Raw genomic sequence first — 25840 nt, 5'->3', positions numbered from 1 at the left:
GAAATGAATGCTTTTCCTGCCTTGGGCGCGGACGTATCCTTGAATTCATCCCTTATGACAACGGTTGGAAGCCATGCTTGAGATTTATCAGCGCCGTAATCTGATCCAGACAGAGCCGAACCCGGGCACAAGGATTGATTATGTCGTTACCCTGCAAAGCAATCTGACCGGCGCCAAGGATGTCTTTCCAGCCCGCCTGACGCTGCGTTATGTGCCCGACCGCCTGATCCTTAAAACCAGCAATCTGGCAGAATATTACGCAGAGATCGCCAGTATCGAGTTCGAGAATTTCGAAGCCGCCGCCGTTTTGTTGATGGATGATTTCAATAACGAACTCGTCCCACGCTGGATCAGCCTGCGTCTGGACAAACAGACAGCCGATAACGATCAGGTCTTCCACCACGAAACCGCGCTTGAAGACCGGCAGCCGAAATGGGGCAACCCGCGCCTTCTGGATCGGCTTGAACGTTACTGAGCAATCAGCGGAACGGGTTCCCGTGCACCCACTGGGTCAGGGAATAACGAAGACCCGCCGTGGTCGGTGCCACGCGGTGCAAAACAAAGCTCGGAAAGAAGATCGCAGATCCCCGCGCCATCGGTGCATCGATAAAGTGCCCGGCCGGGTTAAGCTGCAATTGTCCGCCTTCATACTGATCAGGCTCGGAAAGCTGGATCACCATCGTCAGTTTGCGACGGCGTGCAACGTCCGATGCACCAACATCACTGTGCCAGTCATAATGCCCGCGCAAATCCCCGGCATAGCATGCAATCTGGGCATCCTCGGCAAACTCGGTCAGGGAAAAGTCAAAGACGTTGCGATTGACCTCGGCAACCAGATCAACAATCCGTCGACAGACAACCGGTTCCTGTTCTTCGTTAAACCAGGTGATTTTGGATCGGCGAATATGGGTCGCGGCCTGCCCCTGTACGAGGCCACCTTCATCCATCTCGTGGGCAAAGCCATTGATCAGGCGGTCACAGGTCGCCGGATCAAGCGCATCCGGGGCAATTGCAAACATTTCTTCAGGGAACATTTACGACACTCTCCAGGCCGCACGGGCCTTTTGATTTAACGTCTGGGGCCCAAGATCATTCTTTGCGACAAGATGCTCTTAAGACCAATCATCGCGCGATACCAGAAAATTCAAACCCTGTCATCGATCCATGTCCGCGTATCTAGCCACGCAGTTCAATCACCCGCCCACCGGCCGCCGCACCGTCTTCAGGGTCATGGGTTACCATCAGGGTCGGCAGGCTGTTCTTGCGACACAGGTCAAACACAAACGACCGGATCTGGGACCGAAGGCCGCTATCGAGTTTTGAAAATGGCTCATCAAGCAACAAGGCACAAGGTTCTGACAACAGAACCCGCATCAGGGCCACCCGCGCGCGCTGCCCGCCCGACAATGTTGCCGGATCACGATCATAAAACCCGTCCATCTCGGCACTGCCAAGGGCTGCCTCAACCCGCGCACGCCGGGCCGCACTACCCTTGATATGCGCGGGCAACGCAAAGGCCAGATTGCCGCCCACCGAAAGATGAGGAAACAGCAAGTCATCCTGAAACAGAATGCCGACAAGGCGGTCTTGTGGTGCCAAACCATCAAGCACCCTGCCATCAAGAACCACCTGACCGGTCACCTCGAACGCATCGGGCAAGGTGCCGCAGATATGCCCAAGCAAACTGGATTTCCCCGATCCGCTGGGCCCCATCAGGGTCACGATCTCGCCCGGCGCAATGGTCAGATCGACCGCAACCAGTTCACGCCCGTCAAGGCGCACCCGTACGTCATGCAATTCCAGACCGTTTTTGGCTGCTTCAGGCATGTGTCATCCTTGTCATCCTTTGTTCTGGGCACCCATGCCGCGACGGTGACAGAATAAAACCGCCGGGATCAGCAAGGCCAGGGCAAACCCGGCAAACGGTAAAACCATCTGAAACAGGCCATAAATCCCGATCATCCGACGATCCCCGCCCGAGGCCAATGCAACCGCCTCGGTCGTGACGGTGGCAAAGCGCCCTGCCCCGATCAGAAGTGTCGGCAAATACTGCCCGACCGTGACGGCAAGCCCGACCGCGGCGGCGGTTAAAAACGCACGGGTCAACAGCGGCAAGCGCACCTGCCAAAACACCCGCGTGGGCGACGCGCCAAGACAAAGTGCGGTCTGCCCATAACGCGGATCAAGGGAACGAAACGGTTCAGACAGCGATAAGAACACATAGGGTGCGACAAATACCAGATGCCCAAGAACAACCGAGACCAAGGTACGTTCCAGCCCAAGCAGGCTAAAGAACACCTGCAAACCAAACATGAAGCTGATTTGCGGCACCAGAAGCGGCAAATAAATCAAAAACATCGCCCGTCGTCCGGCAACCTTGCCGGTGCGTACCTCGTTCTCAAGACAGGCCAGAACCAGTGTTACGGCAATCACAACCGCCGGAATACCGATCAGAAGGGTGGTTGTCAGGCTATTACCAATCGCATCAAGTTCCCGCGCCCAAAGACGCAGCGAAAAACCACGCGGCAACAGACCGGGAAACGCCCAGAACCCGGCAACACTCCAGACCAGCAAGACCACAAGCCCAAGAACCACCGTCCCGGCCGCAACCAGCGCCATCACTGCCAATACCCCACGCACAGCACCATCTTGCTTGAACCGTTGGCCATCAATGGCCCAACGCGCACCAATCACGGCGACAAGCCGCTCGCCCGCAATCCAGATTGCCATGGCTGCGATCACGATCAGCAATTGCAGCACGGCTGCACTTGATGCCATGAACCGTAAGGCAAGATCGGGATCGGACAACCATCCCAGAATGCGCACCGCAAGCGGGGCCGGTGTTGTCGGGGCCAGAATGATCGCAACATCAACAACCGACGTCGAATAGGCCAGAACCGCCAGAACCGGCAAACGGATCTGTGGATAGATGCGCGGCAAGGTCGCCTTGAACCACCCGGCAATCCTGCCATAGCCAAGACTTGCCGTGACCTGTGCTGTGCGATCTGTATCGGCCTGTGGCAAGGCTGAAAGCGTCATCAGAAACAGAAACGGGATTTCCTTGGCAACCAGCCCGGCAATCAGGGCGATACCCCAAGGATCATGGATGATCGCAACATCCGGGGGCCGATCCCACCCGGTGAATTGCGCCACCACCCGAACAAACCAGCCCGATGGCGCAATCAAGAATGCCAAACCAAACGCCGCTGTCGCATGCGGTACCGACAGGATCGGCGAGAGGATCCGTTGCAGGGCGTGAAAGGTGCGCGTGCCCTGCCACGCGGCACAAAACAGCATGACAATCGCAACCGAGACAAAGGTTGCAGTTAATCCATTGACCAATGAAAGCCGGATCGAGGCCCCCAAGCCCGGCTGCGCCACCAAAGCCTGCCAGGGATCAAGGCTGGGCGTCGTGCCGCCAAGGGCTGGCAATATCCCGAACGCAGGCAAGATTGTTCCGATCAGCCCGGCAGAAACCGGGCCAATCATCAGAACAATCGTCAGGATCGGGATAAATCGCAGCATGCGCGATTATTGCACAACGCCGTAACGCTTCTGCCATTCCGTTTCGACAAGCGACATCCAGCTTGGATGAGGTTCGGGCAAGACGGTGCCGCGCTCAGAGGGCGCAAGCGATGCGATGCCAAGATCAAGATTGGCAAAGGCCTCCTGCATGTCTTGGGGAAGTTTATCCATCGCCAGAACCGTATCCGCGCCCCAATATTTCGGGTCCTGTTTACGCAATTGCGCTTCGGGTGACATCAGGAAATCGGCCAGTACAACTGCGCCGGCCTTGGCCGATGCGTTATAGGGGATGGCGACGAAGTTGGTATTGCCAAGGGTGCCATTGTCAAACACGTAGGAGCGCACGGTATCGGGAAGCTCGAACGCCTCGATCGCAGATGACACTTCGCCAGAACTGAATGAAAAGGCGATATCGACCTCGTTATCGGCCAGAAGGGTGCGCATCGATGCCCCGTTCTGCGGATAGGCCTGACCATCGCGCCACAAAAGCGGTTGTAAGTCTTCAAGATAGCCCCAAAGCGGTGCCAGGGTTGCCTCGGCATCGGTTTCATCGGCGGGCTGTTGCAAAACTTTTGGGTCTTTGACCAGTTCGGTCAGTATCTGTTTAAGGAAGGTCGAGCCCATATAGTTCGGCGGCTGCGGATAGGTAAACCGCCCCGGATGTTTCACCAACCATTCCAGCAATTGCTGGGCGGATTTCGGGACGGTATCAAGCTTGGCAGTATCGTAATAAAAACTGACCTGCGCCATGCCCCAAGGGGCTTCAAGCCCGTCGGTCGGCACGGTGAAGTCATTGATCACCGTCGGTTTGCCTTCGACATCGACATAGGCAAAGTTTGGCGTTTGTTCCGCCCATGGCCCGAACAGAAGGTCATTGCGCTTCATCGCCGCAAAGTTTTCGCCGTTAATCCAGATCATGTCGACGGCACCGCCATCATCAACACCGGCGGTCTTTTCCGACAGAACACGGGTAACGGCATCGGCGGTGTCGGTCAGTTTGACTTGGACCACCTCAACGCCATAGCGTTCGCGCACCTGTTCACCGGCCCAGGCGATGTAATCATTAATGCGCGGCTCCCCGCCCCAGGCATGCCAGTAAACGGTCTGGCCACGGGCCTGATCCAGAACCGATTGCCAGTTCCCGACATCCGGCGCCGGGTCTGCAAAGACAGGCGTCGACAACGTCGTCGTCGCAAGCCCCATTGCCAGCGCCAAAGCAGAAACGAAAGTGCGCATTTTTGATCGCATCTCGGACAATCCTTTTACCTGATGACCCAAAGCCCTTCCCGCATGCCGGGCGTGACTGGTTGATTGGTTTTGTTCCTGTCAGTTTTTCAACAGACGGCACATAAAATCAATTCACGCTTGCGTTAGGGGCCTATCAAACACACTTTGTCTGCAACAAGTTGTTCGCTTTTTGCGCCCCTGTTTAGGAAGTTTTCGATGTTTGAATGGATGAGTGATCCCAACATGTGGATGGGCCTTGCCACCCTGACCGCGCTCGAAATTGTGCTGGGCATCGACAACATCGTTTTCCTGTCGGTGATTGTCTCGAAACTTCCGCAAAACCAACAGGCATCGGCACGCCGCATAGGTCTTCTTGCGGCGATGGGCATGCGGCTTGGGCTTTTGGCCGGTATCGCCTGGGTCATGCAACTGACCTCGCCGCTTTTCACAGCCTTCGGTCAGGAAATCAGCGGCCGCGACATGATCCTTATTTTTGGTGGTCTGTTCCTGATTGCCAAGGCGTCCAAGGAAATTCATCACACAATTGACGAGCCAGAAGAACACGGCCCGGGCAAAATCATGTCGAGCTTTGCCATGACCATCGTGCAGATCATGCTGCTTGATATGATTTTCTCGCTTGATAGCGTCATCACTGCGGTTGGTCTGGTCGATCATATCTCGATCATGGTGATCGCGGTCATCGCATCGGTACTGGTGATGCTGATGGCGGCCAAGACCATTGGCGACTTTGTCGAACAAAATCCCTCTGTCAAAATGTTAGCGCTATCATTCCTTATTCTGGTAGGGTTTGTGTTGCTTCTTGACGGGGTCGAAATACACGTGCCGAAAGGCTACATCTATTTTGCAATGGCCTTTAGCCTGTCGGTCGAGACGCTCAATCTTCTGAACCACAAACGTAAACTCAAACGTCGTGCGCAAGAGAATGGCTGATGAAAAAAGTTGATCCGCCGCTATGTCTAGCAAACGCCTTCATGGAACGCGAACTTGAAAACGTCGACGTATTTGAGTTTCCCGAAGGCACACGCACCGCTGCCGACGCTGCAAACGCCATTGGCTGCGATATCAGCGACATTGGAAAATCACTGGTCTTTATGACCGAGGCATCCCGACCGGTCCTGATCATCATGAATGGTGCCGATCAGGTCGATCTCGACAAGGTCGCCGCCCTGCTGCGTTTATCCGTCCGCAAGGCCGATGCCGCCGAAGTCCGCGAACATACAGGCTACGCCATTGGCGGCGTTCCACCGTTTGGTCACGCCAAACCCGTGGAAACGCTGATCGATAAAAAGCTTCTGGCAAAGAAATCCATCTGGCTTGCCGCCGGGACACCGAAAACAGTGTTTGAGCTTAAAACAAGCGACCTCAAGCGCGTAACCGGCATCGAAACCGGCGTTAATATCGCCGTCTAACTATCCCGGAAATCACATAAGCCCGTCATCGCGTGTCGCCGAACGCATGCCGATTTCGTCAAGTTCGTCTTGTTCTTTCTTGTCTTCTTCGGCGCGTTCGGCCTCAAGCCGATTACGTTCGGCAATTTCGGCAGTTTTAAATTCTTTGAAGGCGTCAGCAACTTCATCGCGGAAGACGTCGATCTTTTCTTCCTGTTCGGCAATCATTTTTTCGATTGCCTCACGCTCTGCGATCACTGCGGTGGCAAACCCGCCATAGGCAAACCCGGCAAGTTCCGGATTTTCGGCCGCGATCTTTTGTTCGGCCAGTACCGCCTGTTCGAGGGCTTCTTTTTCCGCTTCAAGATTACCCAGAACACCAAGCATTTCGCCCAATTGGCGCTGCTTTTCATCAAGCGCCCATTTGCGCATGCGCACCAGTGTTTTGAAATCCTTGGCCATGGGTTACCCCCTAGGGTCCGCGATCATTACGATCCATTCCCTGATGCGTCATTCCCGCCTTCGCTCAGCGCACGCTTGGCCGCGTTCAGGTCCTGCCCGTCACGTTGTGACCGGCTGTTAACCTTGGGCCCGCGATTGATCTTGGGCCCGATTGACGGCGGTGGTGCAGGGCGGGGGGCTGGCATTTCCGGCCCTCCTGCGGGCTGTTGCGGCTTGGCACTTCCCGCTTGCCGCGCCTGCCCACCCGGTTGTCCTTGGGCATGGGCAGGCTGTTCGGGTTGCTCGGCCAGCATGTCGAGACGCCGGGCCAATTCCAGATATCCCTCATTGAGGCGCGTGCATTCCGTCTTGCGCTGTTTAAGGAATTCCTCGATTAGCGGGAAGTAATGAATGGCTTCGTCGACCTTGGGATCAGTTCCCTTGCGATAGGCCCCCAGACGGATCAGTTCCGCCATATCATCGTAAGTCGCCAGAAGCTGGCGTGCACGGGCAACGATCTGGTTTTCTTCCTCGTTATTGCAGCCTGGCATGGTACGCGACACACTGCGCAGGATATTAATCGCCGGATAACGGCCTTGCTCGGCAATCGCACGATCAAGCACCACGTGCCCATCCAGAATACCGCGCACCGCATCCGAAATCGGTTCGTTGTGGTCATCGCCGTCAACCAGAACCGTAAACAGCCCGGTGATCGATCCCTGCCCCGGTCCACCGGGACCGGCACGTTCCAAAAGACGCGGCAATTCGGCAAACACGGTCGGTGTATAGCCCTTTGATGCCGGCGGTTCACCCACCGACAGGCTGATTTCACGTTGCGCCATGGCAAAGCGGGTCACGGAATCCATCATGCACAAGACATCGCGACCGACATCGCGGAAATATTCCGACAGCGCCATGGTCATGTAGGCCGCCTGGCGGCGCATCAGCGGTGGTTCATCTGATGTCGCCACGACGACAACCGAACGACGCAAGCCTTCTTCGCCCAGATCATCTTCGATAAATTCGCGTGCTTCGCGGCCACGTTCGCCAATCAGCCCCACCACCGACACATCCGATGTCGTATGGCGCGTCATCATCGACAGCAAACTTGATTTACCAACACCCGACCCGGCAAAGATGCCCATACGTTGCCCGCGGCAACAGGTCAGAAACGTGTTCATCGCCCGAACGCCAAGATCGATCTTGCCCGCCACGCGCTGGCGCGAATGGGCCGATGGTGGCATGTTGCGGATCGGATAAGGGCGGTTACCCTCAGACAGCGGACCTTTGCCATCAACCGGCTCGCCAAAGGCATTGACCACACGGCCCAGCCAGCTTTCATCGGGATAGACTTGCGGTTGGGTATCGCCAAGTTCGACTTCGCAGCCGATCCCGATTCCGTCCAGAATACCAAACGGCATCAAAAGGGCGCGTTCATTGCGAAAACCGACAACCTCGCAAATCACGGTTTTGCCATCGCGGCGTTTGACCTTGCACCGGTCGCCAACCGACAACGCACCTTCGACACCGCCAATCTCGACCAGAAGGCCCAAAACGGCAGTCACCCGGCCAACCACGCGATAGTCGGGAATACGGCGGAGTTCTGCGACGATATTGCGGCCAATCTGAAACACAGGCGGTTCTTTTCAGCGAAAATGGTACAAACAACTCTTGTAACACGGAAATTTGCCCTGCCGAACGGTAACAGGGGTGGCAAATCGTACCGCGTCGTACCAAATATATAGTCATAGTCGGTATTAAAAAGCCGTGTAGACGATTAAATCGATTTTTTTTCGTTGCATAAGGCTTTTGGAATTAACACCGCAAACCGTTGGGAAAACTTGCGTTCCGTCCCCGAGTCGCTTGTTTGAACGAAAAAAAGTTAACAAGTTGCGACTCGCCTGCTTGCCACGAGTCGCAAAGCAACGTATCGTTAACCGAATGGGGAAAATTTCCCAAAGGCCGGCAATCGTTGGGGCGCTTGTCGATCTACCGGATCAACACGGACTTATTGCGGAACACGGTAACGGAGCAGAGACATGCGGGTGCTGCTTGTTGAGGATGACAACACCTATGCTGACAGCATCGAATTGATGCTTAAGTCTGAGGGCATGGTGATTGACACTACCGACCTTGGGGAAGATGGTCTCGAGATCGGCAAGCTTTACGATTATGACATTATTCTTCTGGACCTTATGCTGCCAGATATTGACGGCTACGAGGTCCTGAGACGTTTGCGCGACGCACGCGTCGAAACACCGGTCCTGATCCTGTCGGGTCTGACCGAAACCGAAGACAAGGTCAAAGGCCTTGGCTTTGGCGCAGATGATTATCTGACCAAGCCTTTCGAGAAAACCGAACTTCTGGCACGTGTGCAGGCAATTGTTCGCCGTTCACGCGGCCATGCCCAGTCGATGATTTCGACCGGTAAGCTCAACGTCAACCTGGATGCACGCACCGTCGATGTCGATGGCAAACCGCTGCATCTGACCGGCAAGGAATATGGCATTCTGGAACTGCTGTCGCTGCGCAAGGGCACGACACTGACCAAGGAAATGTTCCTCAACCACCTTTATGGCGGTATGGACGAGCCGGAACTCAAGATCATTGACGTCTTTGTCTGCAAACTGCGCAAGAAAATCCAGTCTGCGACCAAGGGCGACAATTACATCCATACGGTTTGGGGCCGGGGCTATGTCCTGCGCGATCCCGACACCAACAGCGCTGCGGCCTGATTTTCGGGAACTTGGTATCAGGCATGCCTGATACCGCCCCAACAGTTGCCGCTATACGAAAAACGCCCCGGTTCATATCCGGGGCGTTTTTCGTTTCCGATCACGGCAAATAGATAAGCGGATCAACAAGGCCGCTGATCTGCAACCGATCAATCAGTTCGAAAATCGGGATCACCATCAAAAAGACCAGCCCGTCGCGCAATGTTCGCCACAAAAGATGCGGGCGCACTTCAAGGATATCGGCATCGCGCCAGGCACCAAACCGGGGACCAAAGCGCGGTACACGCGTTTTGTAGTCATTAAAGGATGCGCCAAAAAGTGTCGCAAGCGCCCTTTCTTCGCGCAGGATCACCGGCAAGAACACACCAAACGCCCCCACCCCGAACAACAGGGCAATCAACAGGCTTCCGGTTTGCGCGCCAATGCCGACTGCGCCGATGAAGCTGAACATATAAAGCGGATTGCGACTGATGGAATAGGGGCCGGTATCGGTCAGATCGCGGGCCTTGCGCCCGCCGATATAGAGCGTGCACCAGGCCCGCCCGAAAATGGCAATCAGGATCAGGACAATCCCGCCGGTCTCGACCGTTTCATGGGTAAACATCTCCACCTGCGCCAGCGACTGCATGAGCGGAAGCGCACACAGCACCAACAGCGCGATACCTGCAATGGCAAGCTTGCGGCGGCGCTGGACACGGCGAAGGTCCTGACGCGGTGTGGCGATCGTGTTTGATGGATTTGAGGTCATTGGCCTTCCCGACTTTCAGTTCAACAGAACAGTCGGCAAGAAACCAACTGTCAGCTACTTCTTGTCGTCCGGTTTGCCAAAGCGGGACCGATCAAAGGTCGTGGACGGGCGCGTGGTTCCGCTGGAACCGCTTGTATTGCTGCTGCCTGTCCCCGGCCGCTGTGTCGTACCACCGGCACCAGCACCGGTTCCGGTGCCAAGCGGGCGGCGATAGGTCGAACCAGTGGTATCCGTTGTTCCCGGACGTGTGGTTGAACCTGTACCAGTCGAACCTGACGGTCTGCTGAACGCGCTGCCAGTTGTGCCCGATCCCGTGCTGCCGGTTCCGGTTGTTCCCGGGCGGGTGGTTGACGGGGTGGTGCCAAGTGGCCGCTGGGTCGACGTTGTGCCAAAACCTGAACCTGCGGGGCGGGTTGTTGCTGTCCCTGCTGTTCCGGTTGTTCCGGTTGTCCCGACTGCCGGGCGGGCAGTTGTACCGGCCGTGCCCGCGGCACCGGTTTGCATATGTTTGGGCTTCTGGAAGGCCAAGCCCCCGGGCGCAGCAGCACCGGCCGCACTGGCAGCCCCCGCCTGCGCCTTTTCAAGCGCCGTCAGATCAACTTCCGGCGCCCCCGGACGGTTAAGCTGATAAATGCCACGTTGACGCGCAAGCGGTTTGAACTTGTCGGAAATGCCCAGAACCGTCTCTGCCCCGCCAAGGAACAGGAAACCGTCATCTGGCATCAAGGCGGAAACACGCGAAAGGACGTCACTTTTGGTCGGTTGATCGAAATAGATCAGCACGTTACGGCAATAGACGACGTCAAACTGCCCAAGCGGACGGAAATCTTCCAGAAGGTTGAATTCCTTGTACTGCACCTTGGACCGGATATCGGCCGAGATTTGCCACTGGTCTTCCTTCTTTTGGAAGTACTTGACCAGAAGACCAATCGGAAGGCCCCTTTGGACTTCGAATTGGGAATACAGGCCCGCGCGCGCCTTGGTCAGGATCTCGCGCGAGATATCGGTCCCGACGATATCAATCCGCCAGCCAGCCAGCTGAGATTTGAATTCATCAAGGATCATCGCCAGCGAATAGGGTTCCTGCCCGGAAGAGGCCGCCGCACACCAGATGCGCAGATGTTTCTTCGACGCACGTGTCTTGATCATGTGCGGCAGGACAACATGGCGGAACTGGTCAAACGGTTTGGTATCGCGGAAGAAGAAACTTTCATTGGTCGTCATCGCATCAACGACTTCTTCGACCAGATTGCGGTCGCCACCGCGCAGCGTACCGATCAGCTCAGTCAGGTCCTTGAGACCCCGTTTGCGTGCAATCGGCATCAACCGGCTTTCGAGCAGATAAGTCTTGTCCTGGCTCAGAACGAGCCCGGACTTTGACTTGATCAATCTGCTTACAAACTCGAAGTCATCCGGCTTCATCATTGTGGGTTAACGACCCCCCGCGAATTTTTTGATATAGGCCGCAATCCCACCCACCGGCAAAACCGCAGAACAGATACCGGCATGCGCCGCAGCGCCCGGCATCCCCCATACAACGCTACTCTGCTCGTCCTGTGCCACGACCATGCCCCCCGCATTGACCACGTCACGTCCACCAAGCATACCATCCTGCCCCATTCCGGTAAGTATTGCAGTCAGAATGTTTCCTCCGTAACTCGCGACCAGACTGCGCAACATCGGATCGACCGACGGACGACAGAAATTCTCGGGCGGGTTCTGATTTAACTTCAGATGCCGACTGGCACCACGCCCCTCTACAGTCATGTGGTAATCACCGGGGGCAAGATAAACCTGTCCACCAACAATTGGCATATTGTTTTGTGCTTCCTGACATTTAAGCCCGGTCAGACGGGTGATGTGCTCGGCCAGAATGGTGGTAAAGGTGGCGGGCATATGCTGGGTAATGAAGATCGGCTGACGCACGCCATTCAGGCCGCGCAACACTTCAAACAAGGCCTGCGGCCCACCGGTCGAGCTGCCAATCGCGATGGCTTCGACATTGATGCGTTTTTCGGGCAGCAGCGTGACACCACCGCGCGCGGACTGGCGTTTTGCCGGGGCGGGTGCACTTGCCGAACGGGCCTGTTGGGCGCGCGCACTTTTTTGCGGCGCGGGTGCGGTTGGCCGCTTGGCCGGCGGTGCCGTTCTTGCGCTGGGTGCTGCTGTGGCGGGGCGTTCCGGCATTTTGGGCACGGTTTTGCCCTGCCCGCCTGCCGCAATGGCCGCATCGCGAATAAGTCTGCCCGGATCGCGTGACGGTGTCGTCGAACGCGCTGCTGCACCACCAGCCGGGTTGGCAGCCGGTTTTGCACCTTGCGTTGCGGCCTCCGACGATGCGGGTGTGGCCGGTTGCGGCTTAGGTGCCGGTTGCTGCGGCATCGGCGTCTGGCGCATCTGCGTTGGTTGCGGACGGTGTTGCTGCATCGGGCGGGGGCGCAATTCGGCGGTAAATCGTTTGCGCTGGATCCGGCCTTGTTTGTGAAGCTGCTGATGTTCGACCGACATTTCCGCCCGGAAAGCAGCCGCCTTGCCGCCAGAAGCTGCGTCATCGGGCTCGGATGCCTCGGCATCGGGCGCAGTTGATTTTTCTTCCGGTTCCGGTTCGGGTGCGGCTTGGACAGCAGCCGCTTCTGCCGCGGCAGCTTCTTCGACCTCAAGCATCTTGCGACGCTGTTCAGCCCAGGCTTTCACCTTGTCGAGAAGTTCTTCGCGGAACCCCTCGCCGACATTCAGGTCTTTTGACGAGCTTGGCTTGGGGATGTAATCCACCGCCCCTAGCGTCATCGCCTGGAAACTGATATCGGCATTTCGTTTAGTGAGTGTGGACGCCATGATCACGCGGACTGTCGGATCAATCTCCAACAGTTTCGGCAAGGCCGTCAAACCATCCATCACCGGCATTTCGATATCAAGAACAACGGCTTCGATGCCGCCTTTTTCCATGACTGCCAGTGCTTCTTCGCCATTGCTGACCGATCCGACGACTTCGATTTCGGCGTCTTCGGTCATCATACGTGTAACAAGTCCGCGCACGATGGCGGAATCATCCACGATCAGGACTTTGTATGGCGAATGGATGGGCGTTTCTTCCACGTGGTAGCGTCCCCGCTTGATGATGGAGATCGGATCTTGAAGGCTTACAGGTTCGTGAGCACCCCGGCCTAGATCAGGCCGACCTGCTCGAACTTGGCCTGGATGATCTCGCTATCGAACGGCTTCATGATGTATTCGTTCGCGCCAGCGGTGATGGCTTCCTGAATGTGTTCAAGGTCGTTTTCAGTTGTACAGAACACAACAACAGGATCATCGCCACCAGGCGTTGCACGCAGTTCACGCAGGAACTCGATCCCGCTTTTGACGGGCATGTTCCAATCAAGCAGAACCGCGTCGGGCATGGACTCAAGGCACTTGTCGAGTGCCTCCTGACCGTCCACTGCCTCCACAACCGCAAACCCGATTTCCTCGAGAATGCGTCTTGCTACCATCCGGATGACTTTCGAATCATCGACGACGAGACAACTCTTCATCGACTTCCTTCTCGCTTACTTAGGTCGTTAAGCCACAATGGCAGGAACCGGGCACATTGCGTGCCCGGCATGGGAAATCAGGTTAACCGGCCTGCTTGATCGAAGACGTGAAATCAAGCAGACGGGTCACGTCGAGAATCACCAGAAGCTTCTTGTCGAGACGGAAAATACCGTCCGAAAATTCGCGCCAGCGCGGATCAAGCGTTGCCGGGTTCTGTTCGAACGCCTTTTTCGGAACGCTCAGAACCTCACCAACCTGATCGACCATCAGGCTGTAAAGCTCGCCACCTTCATCGACAACGATGCTCATGCCCGGCTCATCGTCTTCACGGTCACGCAGACCAAGACGTTTGCGGACATCAATCGCGGTTACGATACGACCACGCAGGTTCAACGATCCGGCCACTTCCGGCGGTGAAAGCGGGATACGGGTAATGCGTTGCGGCCCCAGGACATCCTGAACGGTCAGGACAGGGATACCGAAAAGCTGCTTGCCAATATTCGCGGTCACGAAATCCTGGCTGTCACCACCAAGTTCAAGGGCGCCTCCTTTTTCCTGGCTCGGGACGAGTGCGTTTTTATCGCTCATAGGACTGTTCTCCCGCTTACATGCTGCTCAGTGTCTGGATCAGGGTCGAGACAAGCGCATCGCGATCAAATTTGGCCACATAGTCGCTGAAACCGACCTGACGACCGCGTTCGAAGTCTTCCTCTTTGGTGTGCGAAGACAGGGCAATGATCGGAATTTCACCCCATTCTGCATCATCCTGAAGCGCTTCGGCAAATTCAAAGCCGTTCATGCCCGGCATTTCGATATCACTGATGATCGCGTCAAACAGAACACCACGGTTTTTAAGGTCCATGGCCTGTTCTGCATTTTCGACCGCAGTAACATTGAAACCGGCAACCGACAGCATCGGCGTCAGCAGGTTACGGAAGAACGGGCTGTCATCGATCAGAAGAACACGCTTCTTCTCGCCGCCGTTATCCTCGGTGCCGAACCAGTCGCTGAAGGCCAGTTCAAGATAGTAACCGGCATCAATAAGATCGGTCGCCTTGCCGTCAATCACGGCCGAACCAACCAGACCATCCTGATCCGCGGTCAGTTCAACATTCAGAACGTCATCAACAATATCGACGATCTCGTCGACAACCAGACCCATGGTGCGTTCACGATCCTGGAACACAAGGGTCGGCTGACGGCCTTCTGACTTCATCTGGTAGCTACCGTCGATAAAGACAAGAGGCATGAGCTTGCCGCGGTACTGGACCAGCGGACGGCCATTCGAATGTTCGATATTCTCGACATCGATTTCTTCAAGACGGGCAACAAGCGCCAGCGGAACCGCACGCACTTCGCTGCCACCGGCCCGGAAGACCAGCATGGATGTGGTTTCGCGATCCGATGCATCGGCCTTGGCCTTGCCTTCGACACCTTGCGAGCCACCAACGGTGATTTCGCCGGTGCGGGTTGCAATGCCGTTCGGATCAAGGATCATGATCACGCTACCGTCGCCAAGGATGGTATTACCCGAGAACAGCGACAGATCGCGCAGGATCGGGGCCACCGGTTTAACAACGATTTCCTCGGTGTCGAACACGCGGTCAACGATGATACCGAACGAATAGGTACCAACCTGTGCAACCACGATGAATGCTTCTTCATCAACCGCATCGTCGCTTTCCTGGGTGGTATCAAGACCAAGAATTTTCTTGAGCGTGACCAGCGGCAGCAGACGGTTACGCAGGCGCAGGACCGGCGTATCATGAATGCGTTCGATGGAATGTTCGGAATTGTTCGATGCACGAACAAGTTCCAGAACGCTGATCTGCGGAATGGCAAAGCGTTCGCCGCCACTCTCCACGATCAGGGCCGACACAATCGCCAGCGTCAGCGGGATCTTGATGATGAAGGTCGACCCACGGCCTTCGACCGATTTCAGTTCGACCGTACCACCGATCTTTTCGATGTTGGTACGCACAACGTCCATACCCACACCACGACCGGAAACCGAAGTCACTTTTTCCGCGGTCGAGAAGCCGGCTTTGAAGATGAACTGCTGGATCTGCTGTTCACCCATGCCTTCAAGCTCGCTTTCGGTCGCAAGACCGTTGGCAATCGCCTTCGCCTTAATCCGCTCAAGGTTCAGACCACGACCATCATCGGAAATCTCGATGATGATGTGACCACCTTCGTGATACGCGTTCAGCGTGACCGTACCGGTTTCAGGCTTGCCCGCATCGCGGCGGCCCGGAATATCTTCCAGACCATGGTCGGCAGAGTTACGCACCATGTGGGTCAGCGGGTCCTTGATCAGTTCAAGAACCTGGCGGTCCAGTTCGGTGTCGGCACCGATCATTTGCAGATCGATTTTCTTGTTCATCTCAAGGGCAAGGTCGCGAACGATACGCGGCAGTTTTGCCCATGCGTTGCCGATCGGCTGCATACGGGTCTTCATCACACCTTCCTGAAGGTCGGTCGTGATGTGCGACAGGCGCTGCAACGGCACGGTGAATTCACTGTCATCCTTGCCGCGAACCATCTGCAAAAGCTGGTTACGGGTCAGGACAAGTTCTGAAACCAGTGTCATCAGGTTTTCAAGCAGCTCGACATTCACACGAATGGTCTGGGCTGCAACCGAGCTTTCCTTGGCTTCTGCGCGCGGTGCCTCTGCCTTTGGCTTTTCGGCAGCCTTTTTGGCCGGCGCAACTTCCTGGGATTTTGCGGCTGCGGGCGGAGCAGCCGGTTTTGCCGGTGCTTCCGGCTCCGGCTCAGCGGCCGCAGCCGGTTCGTCAGGAACTTCGAAATCGGGATCGTATTCTGCGGCGTCAAAAGCAGCCTGCAGTTTTTCGTCATCCGTCATCGGAACTTCTTCTTCGGCTTCCTCTGCTGCCGGGGCTGCTGCAGCAGCCGGCGCACCACCCGGAATTTGACCGGTATCGGCAAAGTGGTTCAGACGACCGATAAGGTCAGCATCATTTCCGTCCGGCTCGGCTTCGTTCTGTTCGAGCTCCCCCAGCAGATACTTAATGGTGTCGATCGACTCAAGAACAAGCGTCACGGCATCAGGTGTCACCACCAGTTCGCCGTCACGGATTTTACCGAGTACGTTCTCGCCAGCGTGGGCAACAGCCTCAAGGCGCGGCAGGCCAAGGAAGCCGCAAGTGCCCTTAATGGTGTGAACCAAGCGGAAAATATTGGACAAGATGTCCGGATCATTCGGGTTCTGTTCCAGCTTCACCAGTTCGACGTCAAGCGTCGACAGGCTTTCAGAAGTCTCGGTCAGAAATTCACTTAAAAGATCGTCCATATACCCCCTCCAAATCTCCAACAATCAATAGCTTGTCGGAACTGGAACTCCCATTAAAGCGCCAAATGGCGCAAACGTACTATACTTTGGTATCTTAGGTAGAAGCTATTGCACGCCATTACCAGACCTGCCGGTCAAATTTTTATCCATAGATCAATGCAATATTTCCGTCCTGTTGCAAGACCGAAAGCACTCCACCCCCGAGTTTAGCCAGTTTCCGCAAGAAAAACGCCTGAACATTGCGCGGATCGAGTGCATCAGTAGAAACTTCTTTTTCCAATACATTCATGATTTCAGGGCGCAAGGCCGCGCGTTTGCCTTCGCCCAGAACCGTTACTTTACCGGAGTCGCGCATAACCGAAAGCGTTCCACCGAACGGCAAAGCTTCACGGGCAAGCATAACCATGTTCAATACGATTCGCCCGTGAGATGGATCAATCGGAAGATCCGGCCAATCAAGTGCGACCTTCCCTTCGGCCGCATAGGTCTGTTTTGCCGCTTCACGCATCGCGGCGGTATCGGCACTGCTGCCCGCACGCCCGAAGGCCAACCGGAACAGTTGCAAACGACGTGCGGCCTCAAGACCGCTTTTGCGCATGAGTGCCAGCGCCTCATCGTCGCTAACCCCGTCTTCCCCCATCAGTTCTGCCCCGGCATTGACCGCCCCGACCGGACCGACAAGATCATGACAGATCCGCGAACTGATCAGTTCGATCAAGGTCAGTTCAAGGGTGGCATCCTCTTCCATAGCGCGGGCTCTCCAAGGTCTTTGCGTATCGTCACAACATCATGCCCCAAGACACAATGCGCTTCCCGAATGGTCCGTTCTGAGCGAACAGGTCACTCGCAGAAGCCACAAGATTGCCGCCGATATATTAAGAGCTTATTTAGCACGCTCGAAAATCAGGCTTTTCCGACCCGGCAAATTTTGCCGCTTTGCGATATCGGACCCGATATCCGGCCCGCAACACGCAGCCGCAAATTGCGCGACCTCGGCAAACGACCTATATTGAAGCCAGCAACACAGGATACAGAGCACCCAATGGATTTCTTGCTGACGCCAGGCGCCATCGTGCGTCATCCCAATCAACCGGACTGGGGACTGGGCCGCATTCAGGCCGTTGACGGAGATCGAATCGCTGTCAATTTCGAAGAGGCCGGTCGCCAGATCATCCGCCAGCGCTATGTCGTTCTGGAAATTGTCGAAGCCGCGGCGGGCTACGAATAAGCGCCCTTCCTGCAACCGGTCCTTGAAGGCGACGCTTGGCACATGGATTGCTCGGATCGAATTGTTAATCAATTCACCATAAAGATGGACTCTATCATACACTCGATAGATGAACCTGACACGAGCACAACAGTCTTAAGAAGGTTTCGAAGCCCATGATCGCAGCCAATAAACCACCGCGTGACAGCTTTAAACAGCGCCACCACGTCGCGGCCTTTACCGTGCTGGAACAATTTGCCCAGGGTCTTGTGCATGTTGCCCGCGACCATGGCGGTTCCGTTACCGAAGAACAGATCCTGAAATCGCTCAATAGCCTGCGCGACAACGAAGATCTGTTCGACAATGCATGGGCGATCCTTGAAAGCGACCTCGAAGCGATCAAGACCCGCGAACATGCAGCCCTGCGCCACGATCCGTTCGGACGTCTGCTGGTCTCGCGCTTTGATCATCTGCTTGAAGGCAACGCAGCCGGCGATACCGAACACGGTGCCCTGTCACGCACCATCCTGCAGCCTTTCTTCAAGGTCATCCGCATGATGGTCGGCATGGACATGCTTCAGGAAATCGATCGTGAAATTCACGAAATCATCGAAGCCCACGCCAATGATGATGACGAATTGCGCAATCCTTCCGAATACTGGGATCATCTGGCGAAAACCCCGGAAGTCCGGTCGCGGATCAATCTGGTGTTTGCCCGCATGGCGCTGCATTTCAGCAACTATGAACACCGCAAGAAATGGCTGATCCAGCTCGTCAATGACAACATGGTCCACGGCGAAGAACGTTGGGAATTCACCGAAACCCATTGCATCCGACTGCTTGATGCGCTGTTTGCCGATGTGCGCAAAACGCTTGCCGTGCCGGAACATTCCGCCGAACTGGTCGCGCGGATGGGCCGCGAAAATGTCGCCACCCTGCGCGAAGTGGTCAAATGCATTGATGACGACGTCGCCAAATTATCAAAGTGATGGTCGACCTTTTGGGCACCCGTTACCTGACGGTTACCCCTCAACGAACGAATATATGAGCTGCGATCTGTTATCGGATCGCGGCTCATATCGTTTTCACCTGACGGAAAGGTGAACACCACAGATCGAAACAGACTGGTCAAAACCCCGTCTGCTGTGCCACAGTCGCCTCACAACGATTGCGAAAAGCCCGGAAACTCAACAACACCGTTGAAACGCCACCATGACCAAACCGCTGATCGACAAATATGGCAGACATGTCTCTTACCTGCGCGTTTCGGTAACCGATCGCTGCGATTTCCGCTGCACCTATTGCATGGCGGAAAACATGACATTCCTGCCAAAATCCGATGTTCTTTCGCTTGAGGAACTTGATCAGCTGTGCACGGCTTTCATTACGCGTGGCGTGCGTAAATTGCGCCTGACCGGCGGCGAACCGCTGGTCCGTCGTGGCATCATGGATCTGATCACCAATCTGTCACGCCATCTTAAAACCGGCGCGCTCGATGAACTGACCATGACCACCAATGGCAGCCAGTTGGCCACCTATGCCGATGATCTGGCGCGCCTGGGTGTGAAGCGCCTTAACATCTCGCTTGATAGTCTGGATTCCCAGAAATTCACCGAAATCACCCGCCGTGGCCGCCTTGAACAGGTGCTGGCCGGGCTTGAGGCCGCCAAACAGGCCGGCATTTCGATCAAGATCAACACGGTCGCATTGCGTAACTTCAACGAAGACGAAATGTCACGCCTTGTCGCCTGGTGCGGTAAGGAGGGCTTTGATCTTTGCCTGATCGAAACCATGCCGCTCGGCGACATTGATGGTGACCGGACCGACCAATACCTGCCGTTGACTGCTGTGCGCGAAAGGTTGGAGCAGGAATACACCCTGATCCCGTCCGAATATGTCACACCGGGCCCGGCCCGCTATACCACCGTGGCTGAAACCGGCGGGCGTCTTGGCTTCATCACGCCGCTGACCCATAATTTCTGCGAAGGTTGCAACCGCGTGCGCGTGACCTGCACCGGTACGCTTTACATGTGCCTGGGGCAGGAAGACCACGTTGATCTGCGTGCCGCCCTTCGCACCGGCGACCCGCGCGCCCTTGATCAAATGCTGGATGCCGCCATGGACCTCAAACCCAAGGGCCATGATTTTGTCATCGACCGCAAAGGCCAGAAACCGGCTGTCGGGCGCCATATGAGTATGACCGGGGGCTAAGCAGCCCCGGCAAGACTTCTCAGAATCATCAAATGATTCCCAACGCCTGTACTGATCAGATGTGACGCGCATTTGGTGCAATCGCTGCTGCCAAATCCCGGCACTGGCACGGGTGAGCTTTGGTCCTGTAATCCAGCACGCAGTTCACACTCATTCCCACCCGGCACCACCAACACCGACACAACCCGCCCGGCCCCGTTTGAGGTCAGTTCATCGACATGCCAATGGGGTTTCTTGGTCGCCTTGCAGTGGCGCTTGACGCGCGCGGCAATGCCGCCGGGGCCATTGGCGGAGCCGCAATAGAGGTAGGTGCCTTTGGCAAGGGTGATGCCTGTGAAGCGTTTATTTTGAAGCGTCAGGTCAGCTGTAAGTTCGATCACCAGAACGTAAGCTCCGGCAACTTTGGGAAGCTGCCGGAGGGTTTGGTCATTGATCTCTGGGAAGAACGTGCTCACGCGTCCGGGGACTCTCGCAGCAACAGATCAATAGAAAGTCCGGGGCCAGCCATGCCGTTGGTCAGGACCGGTTCGCAATGTTCGTTGATCCGTGCGCCAATGCGTTGGCGAAAGCCGCTAAAGCGTTTTGATTCCACGACATCGACCGGTTCGTCGAGATGCACTTCGACGCGAAACACGCCCGGTGTCGGGGTCGCCGTAACGCTTCGGATCAGGCCGGTGACGGCATGACCAAGGTAGGAGCCGGCAAAACGTTTGCCGATACCAAGATCAGACACACTGGTCGGGATATTGCGCCGTGCCATGGCAACGGCGGTGTTCCAGTCACGAAAACCGTGGCTTTGTGCCAGCAGTTCGAGCGAACCGGTATGCGAGATCGAGACATCACGCGCGGCCAAGGCTTTGCGCAGGCGTTTGGCCTGTGCCTTGAATTGCTCGGTCGCGTCCGTTTCAATGTCGGCACGGCTGATATTGAGCGTATTGGAAGTCATAAATCGTCTCCACGCAGGAGGCCGGGGGTCCGCATTGCCGGGCCGTATCCTGATCGGGAAACGGGTCCGAAAATTTCGTTCCACGCACTTTACCAAAGGCATATACCTTGCGGACGGCAGGGGTGCGCACCCCGTAAAAAGCGTGTTAGCCCAATCTCGGCCCAAAAACAAGGTTTTCGCATTGCCTGATATTGCGTGGTTATCGCCTGACATCGGCGAATGGCGCGCCTTTCTCAAAAATTGACAGCCCCCGTGACAACAACATATACCAGTGAAAACACGTCATATCGGCGGTCCCGAATATGCGCCGATCAACCATAAGGAATATGCGCCATGGCCATGGAAGCCTATGAAATCGAAAGCATGATCAAGGAAGCCCTTCCCGATGCACAGGTCCGCATCGAGGATTTGCGCGGCGATGGCGATCATTATGCAGCGATTGTCGTCTCCGAGCAGTTCCGCGGCAAAACCCGCGTGGTTCAGCACCAGATGGTCTATTCCGCCCTTAAGGGCAAAATGGGCGGCGATCTGCATGCGCTGGCCCTGCAGACTTCTGCACCGGAATAAGGTCATCCAAGATAAAGCTTTGGCAGAGCACCTCGCCACCACGAACCGCTTCGCCAGACCAAACTCAGGGGCCGTTTGCCTTCGGCCCCTGTTGCCTTTCCGATCGAACTGAGCTGGTCCGAAGACTTAAGCGGCCGGTCACAGCCCCATTCACTGACCACGGCTTGAAATTATGTCTTCTAAAGAAAAACCGGCACTGATCGGCCCCGGCCCCCTCGCCGGGCTTGGCGCCTTCATCTTCTGGGGGTTTTTCGGCCTGTATTTCAAACAGGTCGCCTTTGCCACCCCGCTTGAAATCCTGTCGCACCGCATTGTGTGGTCAGCACTTCTCACACTTCTGCTGGTGTTTGTTCTGGGTCGGCGCAAGAAGCTGCTTGAGCTGATTTCATCAGCACGCACCGTCGGACTTTTGTTTCTTTCAAGCCTTCTGGTCGCGGGGAACTGGTTGCTTTACATCTGGGCGGTCAATAATGCGCACGCCCTGGAAGCAAGCCTTGGCTATTACATCATGCCGCTGATCATGCTGATCCTTGGCCGCATTTTCTTTGCCGAAAAACTCAACCGCATTCAGATCATTTCCGTTTTGATCTGTGCGGCCGGGGTTCTGAACCTTCTGGTTTTTTATGGCAATATGCCCTGGGTTGCCGTCGGGCTTTCGACCTTGTTTGGCTTTTACGGTGTGATTCGCAAATTCGTCCCGGCCGACCCGATCGCCGGTCTTTTTGTTGAATGTATTCTTCTGACCCCGTTTGCCTTGGGGTATCTTGGCTGGCTTACCTATCAGGGGGATATGACGTTTGGGCATATCGGGCGGGTCGAAGATGCGCTTCTGATCGGGCTTGGGGTTTGCACGACAGCCCCGCTTGTGTTGTTTGCCTTTGCGGCGCGCAACATGAAATTCTCGGCCCTTGGATTGATGCAATATCTCAATCCGACCATCCAGTTCTTTGTCGCGGTTCTGATTTTCGGCGAGATCTTTACCGAGGCCCACATGATCACCTATGCGCTGGTGTGGTTCGGGCTGGGTATTTTCACCTGGGATAACCTGCGTACCGCGCGGCAAAATCGCGCCAAGAGTTGACAGAACCGCAGGTTCCAGCCATATCTTCGCCCATAAAAGTTTAACCTGAATTCGCGGCCCGAACAGGGCCCCCAAGCCAAGGACAATCATCATGACCGACAATCCGGTATTCGAACGCATCCAGAAAGACGTCAATGACAATGACGTCGTCCTGTTCATGAAGGGTACCGCAATGTTCCCGCAGTGCGGCTTCTCTGCCGCTGTTGTTCAGGTCCTGGCCGAGCTTGGCGTTCAGTTCAAGGATATCAACGTTCTGGTCGACCCGGCGATCCGTCAGGGCATCAAGGACTTCTCCAACTGGCCGACCATTCCGCAGCTTTACGTCAAGGGCGAGTTCCTTGGTGGTTGCGACATCGTGCGTGAAATGGCCGCCAGCGGCGAGCTGTCCCAGCACCTTAAAGACAAAGGCGTTGCCGTTGCCGCCTAAGGCGCGACAAACAAGTCCAATCAAAACGCGCTGCGCAGGTTTTCTGCCAGCGCGTTTTTTGTGCCGGACCATCGCCAAACTCGCCAAATGCGATCATATCCCGAGCGCGACAAAACTATTTCTTGATGGTTTGTCTGCTATTCCCCATCTTTAGGGCATGCTGCAATTTGCGCCACAGGGGAAGTCACAGGCATGAAACCGGCAATCAAAACAATGGCATGTTTTGCGATCTGGCTGTTTGTAATCTGGTTTGCCTTGCCCATCCCGCCCACAGCAGCACAGATGGCGGCCGTTACCGCCCTAAGCGGCTCAGAAGACGCATCAGAAGACGGATCAGCCCCCGCCACAGAACTTCCCGAAGACGGGGTGATTGCCGAAACCTTCAGCTATTATGGCTTCCTTGAAGAAGGTGTCACCCACACCCAGGCCCGCATTGCCGAAACCATGTCCGGCCTTGATGCCTTTCCCGCAGAACTCGATGCCACGCGGGCCTTGCTGTCGACCGATTTTGGCCAGACCGGCCTGATGCGGATTTTGCTATTTACCGTCATTTTCGTTGGTGTCGGTATTGTGGCCGAGGTGATCTATCGCCGTCTTTCGGCACCGGCATGTGCCTATCTTGAATCGCAAAGCCCGCGGAAGTTTTCGGAACGCCTCAAACACATGGTCGGGCTTTGTGTGCTTTCGCTGTTTTCGCTGCTTGTCTTTGCCATCGGATCGCTTGGCGCGTTTATGATGTTTGACTGGCCGCCAATCATGAAATCGGCTGTGATGTCGCTTCTGATGGCGTTCTTTGCCCTGCGTGTCCTGATCATCGTTTTGCAATTCCTGTTTGCGCCCAAGGCCGAAGGCCTTCGCATGATCAATGTCGATCCGCAGGCCGCAATCGTGCTGACCAGACGCCTGACCTGGGCTGCGGGGATATCATTGTTTGCCTTTGCCTTGGCCAATGTGTTTGGTGCCGCGCCGACCATGGTTGCGGGCGATATCATCCTGTTTGATGCGGCCGTGGTAATTTCAGTCGTCACCTTTTGCGCGGTCACGTTTTCAATTGGCCAGTTCTTTGCCAGTCATGCGGCAAGTGCCGAGGTCGAGAAAATGGCCCTGCCAACATCGATTGCCCGTCTGTGGCCGATGATTGTCTGTGGCTGGTTCATTCTGGTGGGCGGGGTTGCAATCATTGGTGCCGAACGCATCCTTAAGGCACTGCTTGCCATCGGGCTTGCCTGCTTGTTCGACGTGGTGTTTCGCAACATCATCGAAAGCCAGCATCGCAAGAAACTGCAAGTCGCCAAACAGGAAGCCGCAGAGCACAATGCCCGGGCAGAGGCGGCTGCGCATGAACATGACGAAGTGTTTGAACCGGTAAAGCCCAAGTCACCTGTTTTTACCAAGGTGCTTAAACGCGGTGTGCGGCTTCTGGCACTGGTGTTTGTGCTGGCAAGTATCTGGCGCATCTGGGGCTTTGACCGGTTGGCTCAGGCCGATGATGCCGGGATCATTGCCCGGATCATTGATAGCTCGACCGAAATCATCATGATCCTTCTGATCGCCGATCTGATCTGGTCGCTGATCAAGACGTTCCTTGATGAACGCATGAGCGCGTCAGCAACGGGCAATGCCGGCGATGAGGGCGGTGGCACCGGGCTGTCACGGGTCGAAACCCTGTTGCCGCTTTTGAAAAACTTCGCGCTGACCGTGATTGTCATCATGGTCGCGATGGTGACCCTGTCATCACTTGGCGTTGATATCGGACCGCTGATTGCCGGTGCCGGTGTTGTCGGCCTTGCCCTTGGTTTTGGTAGTCAGGCACTGGTGCGCGATGTGGTCGCCGGTGTGTTCTTCCTGCTTGATGATGCGTTTCGGCTTGGCGAATATATCGAAGTCGACAATCTGCGTGGCCGGGTCGAAAACATCTCCATCCGGTCCATGCAGCTGCGCCATCACCGTGGCCCGCTTCAGACCGTCCCGTTTGGCGAGATCAAATCCATCGTCAACCACAGCCGCGATTGGGTGATCGTCAAACTCGAATTCCGTGTGCCGTTTGAAACCGACGTCAACAAGATCAAGAAACTGGTCAAGAAACTGGCGGCCGAACTTCTGGAAGATCCGCTGATTGGCGACAGCTTCATCGAACCGCTGAAATCCCAGGGGGTGCGCCGGATGGAAGAATTCAACATGGTGATCGGGCTGAAATACACCTCAAAACCCGGCGAACAATTCACCATCCGCAAAACCGTCTATCAGCGGGTTCTGGCGATGTTCAAGGAAAACGGCATCCAGATGGCCTCGCGCAACGTCAAGGTCGATGTACCGCCAGATGCAACACCTGAACAAAAACAGGAAGCGGTTGCCGCCGCCGCCCAGCAGGCGTCCGAGCAACTGAACAAGCCGCCCGCCTGATCCATTCCTAAAACGAACTTCCGAACCGAATGGCTCGGAAGTTCGAGATTAAAGAGCTTGACGCCCGAAACA

25 protein-coding genes and 1 pseudogene are annotated in these 25840 nt (G+C 55.9%); 11 read left to right on the top strand and 15 right to left on the bottom strand.

The genetic code is table 11. The features are described 5' to 3' along the window. Nucleotides 1-73 precede the first annotated feature (73 nt). Nucleotides 74-475: a hypothetical protein gene (locus IT893_RS03695; RefSeq protein ID WP_064788884.1), complete on the top strand. Its 402-nt coding sequence runs from the start codon at nt 74-76 to the stop codon at nt 473-475. A 4-nt stretch (nt 476-479) separates the two neighbouring features. Here IT893_RS03695 and IT893_RS03690 read toward each other — a convergent pair whose 3' ends face one another. From IT893_RS03690 to IT893_RS03675, 4 genes are all read right to left on the bottom strand, one after another. Then, complete coding sequence (locus tag IT893_RS03690) at nt 480-1034, bottom strand: 2OG-Fe(II) oxygenase (protein WP_197146861.1); 555 nt, start codon at nt 1032-1034, stop codon at nt 480-482. A gap of 142 nt (nt 1035-1176) precedes the next feature. Continuing rightward, complete coding sequence (locus tag IT893_RS03685; RefSeq protein WP_197146860.1) at nt 1177-1827, bottom strand: ATP-binding cassette domain-containing protein; 651 nt, start codon at nt 1825-1827, stop codon at nt 1177-1179. A gap of 12 nt (nt 1828-1839) precedes the next feature. After that, complete coding sequence (locus IT893_RS03680; protein WP_197146859.1) at nt 1840-3525, bottom strand: ABC transporter permease; 1686 nt, start codon at nt 3523-3525, stop codon at nt 1840-1842. A gap of 6 nt (nt 3526-3531) precedes the next feature. Further along, entirely contained in the window at nt 3532-4761 is a 1230-nt protein-coding gene (locus IT893_RS03675; protein ID WP_252724070.1) for an ABC transporter substrate-binding protein, read from the bottom strand. A 207-nt stretch (nt 4762-4968) separates the two neighbouring features. Between IT893_RS03675 and IT893_RS03670 the strand changes: the two genes are divergently transcribed. After that, complete coding sequence (locus tag IT893_RS03670) at nt 4969-5703, top strand: TerC family protein (RefSeq protein WP_197146857.1); 735 nt, start codon at nt 4969-4971, stop codon at nt 5701-5703. Further along, nucleotides 5703-6182, top strand: coding sequence for a YbaK/EbsC family protein (locus IT893_RS03665; RefSeq protein ID WP_120225445.1), 480 nt, complete (start codon nt 5703-5705; stop codon nt 6180-6182). Before IT893_RS03670 ends, IT893_RS03665 begins: the two co-directional genes overlap by 1 nt. A gap of 12 nt (nt 6183-6194) precedes the next feature. Here IT893_RS03665 and IT893_RS03660 read toward each other — a convergent pair whose 3' ends face one another. Then, nucleotides 6195-6623, bottom strand: a complete 429-nt coding sequence (locus IT893_RS03660) for a hypothetical protein (RefSeq protein WP_197146856.1) — start codon at nt 6621-6623, stop codon at nt 6195-6197. Nucleotides 6624-6649: 26 nt separating this feature from the next. Beyond that, complete coding sequence (gene fliI / locus IT893_RS03655) at nt 6650-8236, bottom strand: flagellar protein export ATPase FliI (RefSeq protein ID WP_197146855.1); 1587 nt, start codon at nt 8234-8236, stop codon at nt 6650-6652. A gap of 405 nt (nt 8237-8641) precedes the next feature. Between fliI and ctrA the strand changes: the two genes are divergently transcribed. Continuing rightward, nucleotides 8642-9337, top strand: coding sequence for a response regulator transcription factor CtrA (gene ctrA, locus IT893_RS03650; protein ID WP_008891622.1), 696 nt, complete (start codon nt 8642-8644; stop codon nt 9335-9337). Nucleotides 9338-9437: 100 nt separating this feature from the next. On the opposite strand, the gene IT893_RS03645 is transcribed toward ctrA, so the two are convergent. From IT893_RS03645 to IT893_RS03615, 7 genes and pseudogenes are all read right to left on the bottom strand, one after another. Continuing rightward, nucleotides 9438-10085: an isoprenylcysteine carboxylmethyltransferase family protein gene (locus tag IT893_RS03645; protein WP_197146854.1), complete on the bottom strand. Its 648-nt coding sequence runs from the start codon at nt 10083-10085 to the stop codon at nt 9438-9440. A gap of 609 nt (nt 10086-10694) precedes the next feature. Next, nucleotides 10695-11507: pseudogene (locus tag IT893_RS20135) on the bottom strand (protein-glutamate O-methyltransferase CheR); the annotation flags it as partial. Between the two features lie 9 nt (nt 11508-11516). Next, nucleotides 11517-13181 (bottom strand): chemotaxis protein CheB, encoded by a 1665-nt coding sequence (locus IT893_RS20290; protein WP_197146852.1) that lies wholly within the window; start codon nt 13179-13181, stop codon nt 11517-11519. 68 nt (nt 13182-13249) lie between these two features. Beyond that, nucleotides 13250-13615: a PleD family two-component system response regulator gene (locus IT893_RS03630; protein ID WP_008891618.1), complete on the bottom strand. Its 366-nt coding sequence runs from the start codon at nt 13613-13615 to the stop codon at nt 13250-13252. 82 nt (nt 13616-13697) lie between these two features. Then, nucleotides 13698-14204 (bottom strand): chemotaxis protein CheW, encoded by a 507-nt coding sequence (locus IT893_RS03625; RefSeq protein WP_008891617.1) that lies wholly within the window; start codon nt 14202-14204, stop codon nt 13698-13700. A gap of 16 nt (nt 14205-14220) precedes the next feature. Continuing rightward, entirely contained in the window at nt 14221-16926 is a 2706-nt protein-coding gene (locus IT893_RS03620; protein ID WP_197146851.1) for a chemotaxis protein CheW, read from the bottom strand. A 142-nt stretch (nt 16927-17068) separates the two neighbouring features. Further along, nucleotides 17069-17674, bottom strand: a complete 606-nt coding sequence (locus IT893_RS03615) for a histidine phosphotransferase family protein (RefSeq protein ID WP_063087440.1) — start codon at nt 17672-17674, stop codon at nt 17069-17071. A 294-nt stretch (nt 17675-17968) separates the two neighbouring features. Between IT893_RS03615 and IT893_RS03610 the strand changes: the two genes are divergently transcribed. The 3 genes from IT893_RS03610 (at nt 17969) to moaA (ending at nt 20344) form a co-directional block, all read left to right on the top strand. Beyond that, on the top strand, nt 17969-18154 hold the full coding sequence (locus IT893_RS03610; RefSeq protein ID WP_008891614.1) for a DUF3553 domain-containing protein: 186 nt from the start codon (nt 17969-17971) through the stop codon (nt 18152-18154). Nucleotides 18155-18309: 155 nt separating this feature from the next. Beyond that, nucleotides 18310-19122: a hypothetical protein gene (locus IT893_RS03605; RefSeq protein ID WP_197146850.1), complete on the top strand. Its 813-nt coding sequence runs from the start codon at nt 18310-18312 to the stop codon at nt 19120-19122. A 223-nt stretch (nt 19123-19345) separates the two neighbouring features. Further along, nucleotides 19346-20344: a GTP 3',8-cyclase MoaA gene (gene moaA / locus IT893_RS03600; protein WP_197146849.1), complete on the top strand. Its 999-nt coding sequence runs from the start codon at nt 19346-19348 to the stop codon at nt 20342-20344. Here the strand turns inward: moaA and IT893_RS03595 are convergent. Both IT893_RS03595 and IT893_RS03590 read right to left on the bottom strand, forming a co-directional pair. Beyond that, a complete protein-coding gene (locus IT893_RS03595) occupies nt 20341-20724 on the bottom strand; it encodes a DUF123 domain-containing protein (protein WP_197146848.1) in 384 nt (127 codons plus the stop codon). The genes moaA and IT893_RS03595 overlap by 4 nt on opposite strands. Nucleotides 20725-20795: 71 nt before the next feature. After that, nucleotides 20796-21290: a glyoxalase superfamily protein gene (locus IT893_RS03590; RefSeq protein WP_063087434.1), complete on the bottom strand. Its 495-nt coding sequence runs from the start codon at nt 21288-21290 to the stop codon at nt 20796-20798. A 333-nt stretch (nt 21291-21623) separates the two neighbouring features. Between IT893_RS03590 and IT893_RS03585 the strand changes: the two genes are divergently transcribed. The 4 genes from IT893_RS03585 to IT893_RS03570 all read left to right on the top strand — a co-directional run bounded on the left by IT893_RS03585 (nt 21624) and on the right by IT893_RS03570 (nt 25768). Further along, a complete protein-coding gene (locus IT893_RS03585; RefSeq protein ID WP_008891609.1) occupies nt 21624-21857 on the top strand; it encodes a BolA family protein in 234 nt (77 codons plus the stop codon). A 172-nt stretch (nt 21858-22029) separates the two neighbouring features. Further along, the gene (gene rarD, locus IT893_RS03580; RefSeq protein ID WP_197146847.1) at nt 22030-22938 is read left to right on the top strand and encodes an EamA family transporter RarD; all 909 of its coding nucleotides are present in this window, start codon (nt 22030-22032) and stop codon (nt 22936-22938) included. Nucleotides 22939-23029: 91 nt separating this feature from the next. Next, on the top strand, nt 23030-23365 hold the full coding sequence (gene grxD, locus IT893_RS03575; RefSeq protein WP_044827586.1) for a Grx4 family monothiol glutaredoxin: 336 nt from the start codon (nt 23030-23032) through the stop codon (nt 23363-23365). A 192-nt stretch (nt 23366-23557) separates the two neighbouring features. Continuing rightward, on the top strand, nt 23558-25768 hold the full coding sequence (locus IT893_RS03570; RefSeq protein WP_197146846.1) for a mechanosensitive ion channel family protein: 2211 nt from the start codon (nt 23558-23560) through the stop codon (nt 25766-25768). Nucleotides 25769-25840: the final 72 nt, after the last annotated feature.

This window comes from Thalassospira sp. A40-3 (assembly GCF_015871485.1).
GTDB lineage: Bacteria > Pseudomonadota > Alphaproteobacteria > Rhodospirillales > Thalassospiraceae > Thalassospira > Thalassospira tepidiphila.
This window is presented reverse-complemented; position numbering and strand designations above follow the sequence as displayed.